At 56.1% G+C, this 13,881-nt stretch carries 12 protein-coding genes; 4 read left to right on the top strand and 8 right to left on the bottom strand.

Annotated elements, in window-relative coordinates:
* Nucleotides 1-37: 37 nt before the first annotated feature.
* Nucleotides 38-718, bottom strand: coding sequence for a DUF928 domain-containing protein (locus tag I9182_RS15165; protein WP_209506004.1), 681 nt, complete (start codon nt 716-718; stop codon nt 38-40).
* Entirely contained in the window at nt 718-2,625 is a 1,908-nt protein-coding gene (locus I9182_RS15170) for a CHASE2 domain-containing protein (RefSeq protein WP_209598838.1), read from the bottom strand. Before I9182_RS15170 ends, I9182_RS15165 begins: the two co-directional genes overlap by 1 nt.
* A gap of 441 nt (nt 2,626-3,066) precedes the next feature.
* On the opposite strand from I9182_RS15170, the gene I9182_RS15175 reads away from it, so the two are divergent.
* From I9182_RS15175 to I9182_RS15185, 3 genes are read left to right on the top strand one after another with little or no spacing between them, the layout of a single operon-like run.
* On the top strand, nt 3,067-4,062 hold the full coding sequence (locus I9182_RS15175; RefSeq protein ID WP_209598839.1) for an HlyD family efflux transporter periplasmic adaptor subunit: 996 nt from the start codon (nt 3,067-3,069) through the stop codon (nt 4,060-4,062).
* Nucleotides 4,059-6,752 (top strand): ribosome-associated ATPase/putative transporter RbbA, encoded by a 2,694-nt coding sequence (gene rbbA, locus I9182_RS15180; RefSeq protein ID WP_209598840.1) that lies wholly within the window; start codon nt 4,059-4,061, stop codon nt 6,750-6,752. The genes I9182_RS15175 and rbbA overlap by 4 nt, the downstream gene beginning before the upstream one ends.
* On the top strand, nt 6,753-7,868 hold the full coding sequence (locus tag I9182_RS15185; RefSeq protein WP_209598841.1) for an ABC transporter permease: 1,116 nt from the start codon (nt 6,753-6,755) through the stop codon (nt 7,866-7,868). It begins immediately after the preceding gene.
* Nucleotides 7,869-8,050: 182 nt separating this feature from the next.
* Here the strand turns inward: I9182_RS15185 and I9182_RS15190 are convergent, their stop codons facing one another.
* The 6 genes from I9182_RS15190 to I9182_RS15215 form a co-directional block, all read right to left on the bottom strand.
* Nucleotides 8,051-8,710, bottom strand: a complete 660-nt coding sequence (locus tag I9182_RS15190) for a DUF2461 domain-containing protein (RefSeq protein WP_209598842.1) — start codon at nt 8,708-8,710, stop codon at nt 8,051-8,053.
* A 12-nt stretch (nt 8,711-8,722) separates the two neighbouring features.
* On the bottom strand, nt 8,723-9,067 hold the full coding sequence (locus I9182_RS15195; protein ID WP_209505991.1) for a TfoX/Sxy family protein: 345 nt from the start codon (nt 9,065-9,067) through the stop codon (nt 8,723-8,725).
* Complete coding sequence (locus tag I9182_RS15200; protein ID WP_209505989.1) at nt 9,067-9,288, bottom strand: hypothetical protein; 222 nt, start codon at nt 9,286-9,288, stop codon at nt 9,067-9,069. Before I9182_RS15200 ends, I9182_RS15195 begins: the two co-directional genes overlap by 1 nt.
* 24 nt (nt 9,289-9,312) lie before the next feature.
* Nucleotides 9,313-9,699, bottom strand: coding sequence for a VOC family protein (locus tag I9182_RS15205; RefSeq protein WP_209598843.1), 387 nt, complete (start codon nt 9,697-9,699; stop codon nt 9,313-9,315).
* A 68-nt stretch (nt 9,700-9,767) separates the two neighbouring features.
* Complete coding sequence (locus I9182_RS15210) at nt 9,768-11,003, bottom strand: sigma-70 family RNA polymerase sigma factor (protein WP_209598844.1); 1,236 nt, start codon at nt 11,001-11,003, stop codon at nt 9,768-9,770.
* 3 nt (nt 11,004-11,006) lie between these two features.
* Complete coding sequence (locus tag I9182_RS15215; protein WP_209598845.1) at nt 11,007-11,378, bottom strand: YciI family protein; 372 nt, start codon at nt 11,376-11,378, stop codon at nt 11,007-11,009.
* A gap of 226 nt (nt 11,379-11,604) precedes the next feature.
* Here I9182_RS15215 and I9182_RS15220 point away from each other — a divergent pair, with 226 nt between their 5' ends.
* Nucleotides 11,605-13,827, top strand: a complete 2,223-nt coding sequence (locus I9182_RS15220) for an adenylate/guanylate cyclase domain-containing protein (protein WP_209598846.1) — start codon at nt 11,605-11,607, stop codon at nt 13,825-13,827.
* Nucleotides 13,828-13,881: the final 54 nt, after the last annotated feature.

A 13,881-nucleotide genomic window follows, 5' to 3' on the forward strand; every position in this document is an offset into this window, starting at 1 on the left:
CGTCCCCCGCGTGTCGGCCGAGGGGCTGGAGCGTGTCCTATGGCAGCGAAATGCCAGCAGACCGGACAAGGCTCGCAAACCCCGCATTCCGGTTGACCCGTACTTTACCCGACAACTCGATTTCGACAAAGGGTCGCAGGGCATCGAACCATAATCCCTCGGCGGCCAAGGCAGACACATCCTCTGCGGCGGGCTCTGGGGCGGTGACCCGTTCCACGTAAGTCGTTACCGTCGCGATAACGGTCCCCGCCTCAGGTTCCGCCAAAACGACTGTCCAGACATAGATACTCCCCGGCTCCAGCACGAATTCTGAGCGCGACAGGTCAAGCGCGTAGAACCCTTTTCTGAACCGACCTTTGCCGGAAATACCGACCCCGTTCTGCGGCGCTCCGATCGGGGCCAGCTGTGCGGTCATCTGACCTGAAAAGTTTTCAGCCAAGTGCCAGATCAGTGGGGGTTTACCTAATGTAGTCACACCGCCGCCAGCCGGTGCCAGCACGGCCAGCACACCAGCCTCTTGCCCGACATCGCGGGTGGCAGCGCCGACGCGGTCCGCCGGGGCACCGATGGTGGGCGGAATGAAGATGACCTCGTCTGGATCAGCCTGCTGACTGCCTTCGCTTTCTTGCGCCGACAGATCAATGGTCGAGCCCAGAAGCAGCAGCAAACCGGTTATCAAAGCGCCAAGAGTGTTTCCCGAACATGCCGGTGTCATCATTACGATGCCCCCTTCTGTGCAGATCCTGTGAGCAAGAATAACCCAATTTCCCGCGACTTGTCGTCGTGTATGAGGTGTCCGACCGGCTGAAACATGAAATCGCCTCCGACGAGTTCCCGAAGATCAGCACTGGCACAGATCGTGGTTGCCGACGTTCCTCTGTCTTGCAACGCCTTTCCGAATGCCTCGATACGGGCTGCGACGTTCACTGTGTCGCCCATGATGTTGTATTGAAGGCTGCCCGCGCTGCCCAACGTGCCGCCCAAAACCACACCACTATGGAGCCCGATCCGCAGACCATAAGGTGCCAACAGACCACCTTCTGCATTCAGTCTGTCAATCCGGTAAGAAATTTGCAGTGCCGTCCGGCAGGCCGCGACAGCGTCCTTTTGGATGTCCTCTTCGGCTGTTCGAGGCAGCGGCGCACCGAACACCACCAGGATTCCGTCACCGGTGAACTTCTCAATGAACCCGCCGTTTTCGCGCGCGACCTGGCTCATCACATCCAGAATTCGGCTTGTCCAATCCATGAAGGCTCCCGGCTCGGCCGAGCCGCCGACGGTCGTCGAGCCTTCCAGATCAGCAAGAAGGACACTGACGCGCAAGCGACGGGGGCGCGGTTTACCGCCAGCAAAAAGGATATCACGCGCGTTCCATATCTCGGCTGTGAGCTCCGGGGACAGATGATCCGAGAACAGTTTGGCGATGGCCTGGCGTTGCCGACGCGAGATGATCCCGACGGTGAGAAGAGCTAAGAGAAAGGCGGCAAACCAAGCAACCGATGTCGGAACGACCGGCAACCATATTCCACGAGACAACAGGGTTGAAAGCGCTGCTCCAATAGCGATGGCAAGGCCTGGTCCAAGTAGTATGACGGTCAGCACAGTGCGCGACAGAACCCCAGCTAATGCCCCGAACAATGCGCCGGCGAAGATTATCGCCAGGTGCGCACTTTGCCCGGGGCTGCGCATCGGTTGGCTGCGGCCCACGGCATAATCGATCAATTGCTGGGTGGTAGCTGCATGCACCAATACGCCATAGCTGAATGGCATCTGTGGCGGGTTGTTCAGCGGTGTGCGAAAATCGTCTTTGATCGACTTGCTGGTAACCCCGATCAGGGCGACCTTTCCTTCGATCATGTCCGCGTCTGCTTGTCCGAAGAGCAGGTCGCGGGCCAGTACGATTGGGGCCATCGGCAGTGCATTGGTGTAGTCCAGCAGCAACTGATAGCCTGTATCATCCAGCCCGCGATAACTGCCGAACCCGTCTTCCAGCCGTCGCACCGGTGTCTGACCAAACAACAGGGTCCGGGGGTCGTCCGGCCAGGCTTTCAGGCTGTTTTGACCCGTGGCGCGCAGGGCCAACTGTGTGCTGAACGCCAAAGAAATGCGATCGGTGCCGCTGACCAGCAGAATACCGCGCCGGGCGACACCATCCGCGTCGACGGGGATATCAGCAAACCCCACGCTGCCGTCGTTTTGCGCGAAATCCGGCGCCTCGATACTCAGCCCGCCTCGATCGTTCAGTTTCACAACCCAGATCGCATTGGTCTTCAGGAACGCCGCTTCGAGTTGCTGCCGCCCCTCGATCACCTCGTTGTCGCGATAGATGTCGATACCGATTACAGCGGCGCCCGCCGACGACAGTGCGTCGATAATGTTCGCAACCTGACCATCTGAGAGGGGCCAGCCCCAGCTGCGCAAATCCTCGTCATCGACCGCGACCACGACAACATCCTGTGCCAAGGCATCGCTGGCCCTGCGGGCCAAAACCCAATCGTAATGTGCAAGCTCGGGCCGCTGCAGATATCCTTCAGAACGAAGGCCTGCGAGGATCGTGAAAACTCCAAGCGCGGCAAGACCCGCCACGAAAAGCGCCTGCACCGGACTAAGAAGCCTTCTGTTCATCTTACAAGTTTGCAGTTGTTCGAAGGTAAATAGCAACTTACGTTCGTTGTTTTCTCAAAACCAGCCGAGAGATTGGAGGGCTGAACGCCGCTCAACCCGTGTCTTTGAGGGTGAACTTCACAAGGCGGACTTTTGAGGAACCTGCTAAAGCTATCGGTTCAGGGGCGAGAAATTGACTCTGAAATCGGCTGCCACTCGATTACGGTTCAGCTTGCAGGTCAACGCGGTGCGCATTGCCTAGGCGCAGGAACTCAGGATTGGTTTGCATGCCATGTTGTTTCTCTTTTGTGGTAAAATTTCAGGTCACTAAGGCTGAACATGTCCGCGACAGGCGCGCAGAGTCTTTCTTTGCCCTGACGTCGTTGGCTTGATCCAAAGCAAAGCCCACGGTTCAGCAGCAGTATAGAGGAATACCCGCAGCGAGTTTTCAGGCGGTGAATAATGAAGAAAAACTCATTGATTTTTCTTGCTTTGGCTGCGCTCGCGATGGTGGGCGTGGTGGTCTATTCCCTGGTCTCTGAAAATGGAAGCCAGTTGCCTGATGGATTTGCGCAGGGGAATGGTCGGATCGAGGCCGAGCAGATTGAAATTGCGCCAACCTTAGCCGGACGTGTCGAAAGCGTCATGGCGGTTGAAGGCGGTATGGTCGCCACCGGTGACGTGCTGGCCGAAATGGACAGTGATGAGTTGTCCGCAACGCTGGATCGTGCCAAGGCCGAAGTGGCGCTGGCGCATCAGACCAAAGTGGAAGCAGAGGCACTTGTTGTGCAGCGGAAAAGCGAACTGCGCCGGGCCGCGCAGGAGCTTCAGCGCGCAACGGCGCTTCTGACTGGGCAGAATATCTCTGAAACGGTTTTCGAAGAACGCGAAACCATACATCAGGTTGCTGCGGCGGTTCTGGGTGCCGCGCAGGCGCGCGTTGCCACCGCAGAAAGTCAGATTGCGGCCGCAGAGGCCGAAATGCGCCGTATTGAGGCGCTGATCGAAGACAGCTCGCTTTTGGCTCCGACGCGCGGGCGTGTGCTTTACCGGCTGGCGGAACCCGGCGAGGTCGTTGCCGCAGGTGAACCAATCCTGACCCTGCTCAGCCTTGAGAATGTGTATATGGAGGTGTTCCTGCCAGCGCGCGTAGCCGGATTGCTGCCTATTGGCGCCGAAGCTCGCATCGTTCTTGACGCCCTGCCGGACTATTCCATTCCAGCCTTTGTAACCTTTGTCTCTCCTGAAGCACAGTTCACGCCCAAGCAGGTCGAGACATTGGATGAACGCGAACAACTGGTGTTCCGCGTCCGTGTGCGCATCCCCGAGGATCTGATCCAAAGCCGGATTGAGCACGTCAAAACCGGGCTTCGCGGTGTTGCCGTGATCCGGATCGATCCAAACCTTGCGTGGCCAGCCGCGTTGGAACAGGGTATCCCGCCCGAGCTGTTCGAATGACGCCAGAGGCCGACATTGAGATTCGCATTACGGGTGTCACGCACCGGTATCGCAGCAATGTCGCATTGGAGTCTATTTCGCTTGATCTTCCCAAAGGCCAGCTGGTCGGCTTCATCGGACCGGATGGGGTTGGAAAGTCGACACTGCTTGGGTTGATCACCGGTGCAAAGAAACTGCAAACCGGATCGATCAGTGTTTTAGGTGGCTCGATCGACGACGCAGCGTACCGACGCCTTATCTGCCCGGCCATTGCCTTCATGCCACAGGGCTTGGGTCGAAACCTTTATTCTGAGTTGTCAGTACGCGAGAACCTTGAATTCTTTTCAGGGCTTTTTGGCCAAGGGCAAGAAGAATGTGACATCCGGATCAATGCGCTGTTGTCGGCAACGGGGTTGGCACCGTTTGAAGACCGGCTTATGGGCAAGCTTTCGGGCGGGATGAAGCAAAAGCTCGGCCTGTGCTGTGCTCTCATACATGATCCGAAGCTGCTGGTTTTGGACGAACCGACAACTGGTGTCGACCCACTCTCACGCCGTCAATTCTGGGCATTGATTAATGCCATTCGGGCAGAGCATCCCCGACTGTCTGTCCTTGTATCCACTGCTTACATGGAGGAGGCGGAAAGCTTTGACCAAATTGTTGCAATGGACGGCGGTCACGTCATCTTTCAAGGCAAACCTGCTGAACTGAAAGGGCAGGACCGGGATCTCGAAACAGCATATCGGCGCTTGCGGGCACACGATGGTTTTAGGTTGGCGTCGGATCAAGCACCTGTACGGCAGATCAACCCGAACCCTGTGATTTCTGCCCGAGGGCTGACACGTCGGTTCGGTGATTTTACCGCTGTCGACAATGTCGATTTCTCGATCCATCGCGGAGAGATATTCGGTTTTCTTGGGTCAAACGGCTGTGGCAAATCCACTACTATGAAGATGCTGACCGGCCTGTTGCCAGTCAGTTCCGGCGAGGCATTATTGTTTGGCAACCCGGTTGATGCGCGTGATCGCAGGATGCGCCGCGACATCGGATACATGAGCCAGGCTTTTTCGCTTTATGGCGAGTTATCCGTCCATCAAAATCTACAGCTTCATGCCCGAATATTTGCAATCCCTGATCGAGAGGAGCGGATAGCGGAATTGACCGAACGTTTTGGCCTGGCGGCCCATCGCGATACACTGGCTGCCGCGCTGCCACTTGGGATCAAACAACGTTTGTCATTGGCGGTGGCTGTTATCCATCGTCCCCGTGTTCTTATTCTTGATGAGCCAACTTCGGGTGTAGACCCCGAAGCACGCGATGTCTTTTGGGCTTTGTTGGTCGAACTATCGCACAAAGACTTGGTGACGATCTTTGTCTCTACCCATTTCATGGCCGAGGCAGAGCGCTGCGACCGCGTGTCGTTCATGCATGCAGGCCGTGTTCTGGCGGAAGGTGCGCCCGCAGACCTGATCGCCGCAGAAGGCACCGGCAGCCTTGAGGAAGCATTCATTTCAGTTTTGGAGACCGCAGAAAAACCAGCACCTGTCGTGGCACCCAAAGTTGACTTTGCCACCAAGACCAAGGTCACCGGACAAGGTATCGGTCGTGCCCTGACTTACACACGACGCGAAGCGGTTGAAGTGGTCCGTGATCCCGTTCGTCTGGCATTTGCATTTCTAGGCTCGGCGATTTTGATGCTGGTGTTCTGCTTTGGCATATCCCTCGACATAGAAGATCTTGAGTTTGCCGTTCTGGACTTGTCTCAAAGCCCGGAAAGCAGGGCTTACACGGAAGAAATATCGGGATCGCCTTATTTCAAGCAGACGCCACCTTTGATCAGCGCCACAGACGGGCGCAGACGGTTGCAGGCCGGGGACGTTTCGATGGTGATCGAGTTGCCACCTGATTTCGGGCGCAAGCTGCGCACAGGTGAACCTACCCAAGTGCTGGCAACCGTAGATGGAGCGATCCCCTTCAAGGGGGAAACAGTCGAGGGGTATGTCGCAGGGTTGCACCAGTCGTTTCTCGACGGGCAGTCGAGGACCAAAGGCGAACACGCGGTTGAGATCGCCCGTATTGAGCCCCGGTTTCGCTATAACCAGAGCTTTGAGAGCATTGCAGCGATGGCCCCGGCCATGCCCGCCATCCTGCTGATCATGCTGCCTGCCGTGTTGGCTGCGGTCAGCGTCGCACGAGAGCGCGAGCTGGGCTCGGTCGTCAATTTCTACGTGACACCGACAACGCGGCTCGAGTTCCTGATCGGCAAACAGATACCCTATATCATGATTGCCTACGTGAATTTCCTGTTGCTGGCGGCAATGATTATTTTCGTCTTCGATGTGCCGCTTAAGGGCGATCCTCTGCCTTTGGCATTGGGTGCGTTTTTGTACGTTTGGGCGACGACATCTTATGGGTTGCTGATCGCAACCATGACATCCAGCCAGGTGGCAGCGACTTTTGCCACTGCTATCGCTTCGGTCGTGCCCACCATTCAGTTCTCGGGCCTCTTGCAGCCCGTATCAACGCTTGAGGATGGTGCGCAGCTTATCGGCTCTCTCTGGCCCTCATCCTACTTTCTGCACCTCAATGTCGGGGCTTTCACCAAAGGGCTGGGATGGGAGGCGCTCGCACCGGACATTTTGGCACTTGCCTGCTTCGGGCCGGCATTGACACTGATCGCCGCGCTTTGCCTTCGCGCGCAGGAGAAATGAATGCAGCGATTGTCCTGCATATTCTGGCTTGGCCTGAAAGAAGTGATGAGCCTGCGCCGGGACTGGGTGATGATGGCGCTGTTGGTCTGGTCTTTCACGCTGGCGCCCATGATGGAGGCAACCGGCGTAGCGACCTCGGTCAATAACGCGTCGATTGCATTCTCTGATGAGGACAATTCTCCACTGTCCCGAGCGCTTGCCACAGCATTTTTTCCGCCCGAGTTCCAGCCGGTCGTACAAATCGAACCAGGTAGCGGTCCAGCGCAAATGGACGCCGGAGAATTCATCTTCATAGTTGTTGTTCCACCGGGATTCGAAAAAGACCTGAGGGCAAGGCGCAAGCCTGAAATCCAAGTTCTGATCGACGCCACGGCGATGGAGCAGGCCGGGATCGGTGCCAGCTATATCACCAATATTTTGGGCGCGGAAATTCGCCGCTTTGCAATCGGTGTCGATCTTGTCGATCCACCTCTGGTCGATGTCATCCTAAGAAGCGCTTTCAACCCCAACCGTGATACCGTGCGTTTTGCCGGGATCGTTGCCCTGATCGGACAGATCATGTGGCTTACCACCATTCTGACCGGCGCTGCCATGATCCGAGAAAGAGAGCACGGGACGATTGAGCATCTGCTGGCAATGCCACTGACCCCGTTTGACATTGCAGCAGCCAAGATCTGGGCCAATGCAGCAATTGTCCTGATTGCTGCCAGCCTGTCGCTAACCTTTGTCATGCAGGGTGCGCTGGGAATTGAAATCTCGGGATCAAAAGGACTGTTCCTGTTTGGCACCGCCCTGTTTCTGTTCACCGCGACCGCACTCGGGGTTTTTCTGGCAACGATTGCGCGTTCGATGGCGCAGTTTGCGCTTTTGGTCATGCTAATCGTCCTTCCCATGCTGATGCTGTCCGGCGGAGAGACGCCGGTTGAAGGGCAGCCAGACTGGTTGCAGGTCGGGACGCTACTATTACCATCTCGTCACTATATGGCCGCCAGTCAGGCGATTGTTTTCAAGGGCGCCGGTCTCGAAACAGTTTGGCCAGAGTTCATCTGGATGGCTTTGCTGGGCGCTGTCCTTCTGGCAACAAGTCTGGTCCTCTTTCGGAGGTCTGTTGAGTAATTGAGCCAAACCGGTTCTGATTAATACTCAAGGGCGATTTCACAATGTCGCTGGGATGAGTGATTTATTCATGTGTGACCGGATGCACGGCCTCCGATCATATATAGAACACAAATTTGGATAAGAACGACAATTTTGTGCAGGCCATCAAATCTCCATTCCGGACTCTCGGAAAGATGGGGTTACTCGACCCGAGAAAGCAGCAGAAAAACAGGTAAGAGGTCCTCGAACAATTCTATAGTTCGTTCAATGAGGTTTGGTTCGATAGCAAAGGCAGAGTTGCCCAAATCCGTCCAGACGGTAAAGCCTTTGCGGCGCAATGCCTCTTCGTTTGGATGATCTTTGTTATAACCGGAGGGAACACGTTTCAATTCAGGATCCCCGACCCGGAATCCACGCTTTCGCATCTCAGCGGTTAGCTTGGTCAACTCAGCCCCTTTTGGGCCTTCCATCTCAGTTCGGAAGGCAGCCAACGCTTCCTTTTCATACTGAAACACCCCGCAGCCAAGCGCCAGATCGTCGGGCGAGAGCCCAAAGAACCACATCGGCCGCTGATCCGCTTTCCCGTCCGGACTAAACGCAATATGCAGGTGCGCGTTATAAGGTGTTTTGTCCTTGGAAAAACGGACATCCCGATGAATGCGAAAAACCTTGCTGCTGTGGGTCTGGCCGGTCAGAACACGCAAGGCAGTCGCCATGTCATCCGTGAACTGCCTGCTGGCCTCCTTCAAATGGGTTTCGTAAATTGCCTTGTTGGCTGCAAACCATTCCTTCGTGTTATTGGCTCGCAAATCCCTGAGAAAACCAAGCGCTTCGGGTGAGAAACTTTCAAATTTGGCCATTGCTTTTTCCGTTCAGTCTTTCGCGGGAAGGGCTGCCGCGTGTTCGAGACAAAGGTGCAACCAGCGCAACAAAGCGGCGTCATCGCAATCACTCTCGTCCACGCGGATAAAGCCACCCAGTTTGCGTGAACCGTGAATCACTGCTTGCGCCGTGGGGTCCGCCAGCGCCATGCTTTCGTTTTGCTTGCCCACCCGGAACATGAAACGGCCCAGCCCGTCGTTATGCCGCCGCGCCCCACACAGCATGTTGCCGTTCAAGAAAAAGCAATTGCCACCCATCATACGCTTTTCGGATATGCCCACATGCGCGGCCAAAGCGTCGCGGATGCGGGCGTTGAGGGTCTCATCCACCGGCATCAGCTGGATGCCTCAAGCTGACGGTGGATCGAAGGCGCGAACGGAACATAATCGACGAAGTTTCCGTGGGGCCACATCACGCGCAAGAGCCTGTCGCCCCCATCCCATAGCGGATGGGCACCCGCCCTGAATCGACGCAGGTCAAAAGCAATCGCCAGTGGAATGCACACCCAGACCAATAACGCTGCAAAAACCTGCACGATGTGCGAATATTGTTCCATCTGCGCCCTCCTTTCAGGCAGTTCTCAGGGTCTCATGCTTTCGTAGGTGATCAATGCAAAGCGGGCACCTTGCGGGTCGTTCAGCGTGGCCATGCGCCCGACCCCCGGCATATCCATCGCGGGTTGAAGTACTGTGGCGCCTTTGGCTTCGGCCTTTGCAACACTGGCATCCACATCGGGTACTGTGAAGAAGATCGTCCAGCTTCCACGCTCCTCCGGCATTGGTGAAAAGCCTCCGATAGCGGTCTCGCCCACAACTGCGGCTGAATAACTGGACCCATCCTGCATCGGCATATCGCTGATCGTCCAGCCCAGCACATCCTGATAAAAGGATTTGGCCTTGCTCTGATCCGGCCCGGAATGCCCGATCCATCCTGAATTTCCGACAGCCGTCATCTCAAGTATACTCATAGGTACCTCCGTTGGTTACGCCCGCCACATGCGGGTCTGACCCAAGGACGTACGAGGAGTGTGTGCTCCTACAGGCCCTCTAATTCTTTTTGACTGATTTTGATTTTTTCGTTGATCACGTCGCATTCCAACGTGGTGGGGGAAAGCGCCAATACGGTTTCAAAGGCGGAAATGGCGGCTGTATGATCCCCCGCTTCTTGCAAAAGGCCACCTCGCATCGCGTGAAACCAACGATAGTTGGACAACTCCTGTGACAGCGGGTCCATCGCCTGTAGAGCGTATTGTGGACCGTATAGCTTGGCCTGTGCGGCAATCTGGTTGAGCCGGATCACGGGTGTCGGCTGTAATGCGTAAAGGGCGGCGTAGTGGCTTTCTATTAACGCCCAGTTGGTTTCTTTGGATGAGGCAGAACAGGCATGAGCCGCTGCGATTGCAGCCTGGATGATATAGACCCCGCGGTGGCCAATTCGTTGGGCTTTTTGCAACAGCGATGTAGCCTCGGCGATATTCGAACGATCCCAAAGGTCACGGTTCTGATCGTCGAGAGCGACAAGCTTGCCTTCCTCGTCAATACGGGCCCGGCGCCGGGCGTGTTGAAACAACAATAACGCCAGCAGTGCGGCCTGCTCGCCCATTGCAGGGAACAATGCAACTAGAAGACGGGCAAGCCGGATCGCTTCTCTGCACAGCGTGAGCTTGATTTGCTGCGGCCCGGCCGAGGTCGACCACCCTTCGCTGAACATCAGGTAAACCATTGTCGAGACTTCGCCCAACCGGGCTTGCCTTTCAGCCGGGCTTGGCGCTTCAAAGGCGACCGGGTTATTTGCTATCTTCTTTTTGGCGCGAGTAATACGCTGCTCCATGGTCTTGGATTTGACCAGAAATCCGCTGGCAATCTCATCGACGCTCAGCCCCACGACCACCCGCAAGGCGATGGCGATCTGATCCCGCCGATCCAGTTCCGGGTGACAGCAGATGAACAGCAAGCGCAGGACATCGTCCCGCATCTCGTCAGGGTCGGGTGTTTCCGCCGGCATCGGTTGAAACTCTTCTGCGTGGCGCGACAGGATTGCCACGCGCCGCCGGGATTTGCGTAAATCATCCAGACCCGCATTCCGGGCCGTTGCCAGAAGCCATGCCAATGGATCACGAGGTGCCCCGTCCTGGGGCCAAACCGCCAAGGCTTTCAGGCAGGCGTCGGCAAAGGCCTCCTCTGCAGTGTCCAGATCCCGAAAAACCCGCGTCAGAGCAGCAATGGCGCGCGGGCGTTGTTCAGCGAATGTGGCCTCCAGCCAGTCTGACATGATCTATTCCGACGATATGGCTCCGCCGGCCCAGGCCACAGGCCGAACTTCCAGCCGCGCGACCGGTGAAGAGATCAGTTTTGCATGTTCCAATGCTTCTTCAAGGTCTTTGAAATCAGCGGCGTAAAACCCAAGGAAGTTTTCCTTGGTCTCGGAAAACGGGCCATCGGTGATCAGGGGTGCAGCGCCCTCAGACGCGGCTGGTTCGACCATTACCGCTGACGTTGGCGGCATCAGTTTTATCGACACGAACTCTCCGCGTTCCGACAATACCGTTTGCAGGGCGCGATGGCCCGACATCACTTCGTCCTGGCGATCTTTCGGCAATGCCTCGAACACGCCCGGTTCCCCATAAATTGTAATCGCGTAGATCATTTTCGCCTCCATGCGTTGGTCGCATTGTGCAAGGACGCGCGAGGCCATGCAAATCCGACAACGACCAGAACCGACAAATTGCCCAGATCGCTTTTGTCTGAAAACCCAGCAGTCCGGGCTTCCATTGCCATCCAGTTAACAGGTCGGGGATTTCAAAAAACGGAGCAAAACCGGCACCTTGAAAACCGGTTCCCAGAAAAATGTCCAAATGGTAGGCTGCGAAACTATGGAAAGCCGGCCAAATCGTCGATTAGCAGCCATCTTAGCCGCCGATATCGCAGGCTATTCAAGATTGGTTGGCTTGGATGAAGAAGGCACAATCGACAAGCTGCGCCGGATCCGCGCTGAAGTCATCGAGCCATTGATCGCCGGGTATTCAGGGCGCATTGCGAACACAGCGGGTGACAGTTTTCTGATCGAATTCCCCAGCGCAGTCGATGCGGTTCGCGCCGCCGTCGAGATACAGACCGAACTGTTGAAAAGAAACTCGGATACCGAACCCGACCGCGCAATCGTTTTTCGGATCGGTTTGAATGTTGGCGATGTCGTCTCGAACGCCGACGACATCCTGGGTGATGGTGTCAACGTGGCCGCACGGCTTGAGGCGCTGGCAGAACCAGGTGGGATTATCGCCTCGCAGGCGATTGTCGGATACGCGCGCAACAAGGTGCCCTTCGCCTTTACGCCAATTGGTCCGCAATCGGTCAAGAATATTGCGGACCCTATCGAGGCGTTCCGCGTCGAAACAGATGCGTTGACCCCGGCAGTAAAGCAGAAAACGAAGAAAGCACTGCATTTAATGAAGCTGGCTGCAATCCTGATCGTGTTGGGCGCCGCCGGGTATATCGGGACAAAGACATGGGAAAAGGGTCAGCTGCGCGCTTCTGAGGCGCAGATGGCCTACCCTCTGCCGGATCTGCCCTCGATCGCCGTGCTTCCCTTGACGAATTTCACCAGCGACGCGTCCAACAAGATGTTGATAGATGGCGTTTCCGAGGATCTGATAACGGATTTGTCCCGCATATCTGGGTTATTTGTCATCGCCGGAAACACTTCCTTTGCATTTCGGGACCGCGACATTGATGTGGCAGGTTTTGCCGAGAAACTGGGCGTTCGCTATGTCGTCGATGGAAGTCTTAGACGTAGCGGAGAAGGTTTTCGGGTCAACATCCGCCTGACGGACACATTGAACGGCAGGTTAATCTGGGCGGAACGTTTCGACGGTGAAATCGATGAGATCTTTGATCTGCAAAACAACATTGTACTGGCGATTGCGCACGAGTTGGATGTTCCACTGGACACGGAAAGCCGGATTGCTATCGAAAACATAGAAACTGAAAAGATCGAGGCGCGCGAAGCGTTCCAGCGCGGGTGGGAGCTTTATTCACGCTTCAATGAACAGGACAATCAGGCTGCAATTCCGCATTTTGAGCGCGCGGTCGAACTGGATCCGAATTACGCGCGCGCCTGGGCGATGTTAGCTATGGTGCATTTGCGACCGCACATCTTCCACCACTGGTCAGGCTTTGCGAATGCTGACGAACAGATGCATATTGGGCTGTTCTATAAATACTACCGTGAACTGACGCATCAGGACACCTCGCTCATCCACGTCATCAGGGCAATTGTCGCTCTCAACCTTCCGGATTGGGACAGTGCCGAGGGTGTAAGTCGGGGAACGGAAGAAGCGAGACAAGAAGCCGCAAAGGCCATCGCCCTGCAACCAAGCGACCCAGAATCGCATTTGACAATGGGATGGGCTTTGATCGCGGGTGGCGAGCCAGAGGAAGGGCTGGCGTTTGTGCAGGCTGCGATGCGCCTCGACCCGGAATACCCCAGTCACTATGCGTTATTTCAAGGTGCCGCGCTGTTTGCCATGAATGATCTGACAGGCTCAGAGGCGGTCATTATGTCTGAGCTGGATAGAAACCCGCAGGCAGTTGAGTTGATGCCATTTGCGGCCTCGATCTTGGCCTTAAACGGCGACCGAAATGCCGCAAGGGCAATGATCGAACGATGGCAGAAAGGAGAGAATGAGAGTGTTCTGGATGAAGTTGTACGAGAGTATTTCTTTATCGTGCGATGGATCGGCGAGCATCAGCATTTGAACACCCGCTTGAAAAACGGCCTTCAATTGGCCGCGCTTCCGCCGAGCACCACAGTTGCAAGCCTCAAAGCTGATCTGATGCGCGGAGATGCCAAGGAACAACGTGACGCGGCTCAGTCTTTGGCGCTCTTTGGGGCCGATGCAGCCCCAGCCGTTCCGGAACTGATCATGCTGTTGGGCAGCCCTTCGGTTTTTGTCAGAAAAGAAGCGGCCATCGCCTTGGGTGAAATCGGAGAACAAGCATCCCCCGCATTGCCTGCATTGGAAGCAAACGCAGACGGGTCTTTGTCGGGAAGATTTGCCGCCCGAGCCATTGAACAGATACGCGGAGCCTCACAATAACGACGACTTTGGGCGCTATCGACCACTTGGCTCCTGCTTTTCTGGAGACTGTCG

Source organism: Ruegeria sp. HKCCSP351, from assembly GCF_017872535.1.
In the GTDB taxonomy this organism is placed as follows: Bacteria; Pseudomonadota; Alphaproteobacteria; order Rhodobacterales; family Rhodobacteraceae; genus Ruegeria.

What these genes read in the sequence shown, in the direction of transcription:
- I9182_RS15195 (WP_209505991.1), bottom strand. Translation starts at nt 9,067, where the DNA reads ATGCCGGTGGATGAGACCCTCAACGCCCGCATCCGCGACGCTTTGGCC.
- I9182_RS15215 (WP_209598845.1), bottom strand. Translation starts at nt 11,378, where the DNA reads ATGATCTACGCGATTACAATTTATGGGGAACCGGGCGTGTTCGAGGCA.
- I9182_RS15190 (WP_209598842.1), bottom strand. Translation starts at nt 8,710, where the DNA reads ATGGCCAAATTTGAAAGTTTCTCACCCGAAGCGCTTGGTTTTCTCAGG.
- I9182_RS15205 (WP_209598843.1), bottom strand. Translation starts at nt 9,699, where the DNA reads ATGAGTATACTTGAGATGACGGCTGTCGGAAATTCAGGATGGATCGGG.
- I9182_RS15185 (WP_209598841.1), top strand. Translation starts at nt 6,753, where the DNA reads ATGCAGCGATTGTCCTGCATATTCTGGCTTGGCCTGAAAGAAGTGATG.
- I9182_RS15170 (WP_209598838.1), bottom strand. Translation starts at nt 2,625, where the DNA reads ATGAACAGAAGGCTTCTTAGTCCGGTGCAGGCGCTTTTCGTGGCGGGT.
- I9182_RS15165 (WP_209506004.1), bottom strand. Translation starts at nt 718, where the DNA reads ATGATGACACCGGCATGTTCGGGAAACACTCTTGGCGCTTTGATAACC.
- I9182_RS15220 (WP_209598846.1), top strand. Translation starts at nt 11,605, where the DNA reads ATGGAAAGCCGGCCAAATCGTCGATTAGCAGCCATCTTAGCCGCCGAT.
- I9182_RS15200 (WP_209505989.1), bottom strand. Translation starts at nt 9,288, where the DNA reads ATGGAACAATATTCGCACATCGTGCAGGTTTTTGCAGCGTTATTGGTC.
- rbbA (WP_209598840.1), top strand. Translation starts at nt 4,059, where the DNA reads ATGACGCCAGAGGCCGACATTGAGATTCGCATTACGGGTGTCACGCAC.
- I9182_RS15210 (WP_209598844.1), bottom strand. Translation starts at nt 11,003, where the DNA reads ATGTCAGACTGGCTGGAGGCCACATTCGCTGAACAACGCCCGCGCGCC.
- I9182_RS15175 (WP_209598839.1), top strand. Translation starts at nt 3,067, where the DNA reads ATGAAGAAAAACTCATTGATTTTTCTTGCTTTGGCTGCGCTCGCGATG.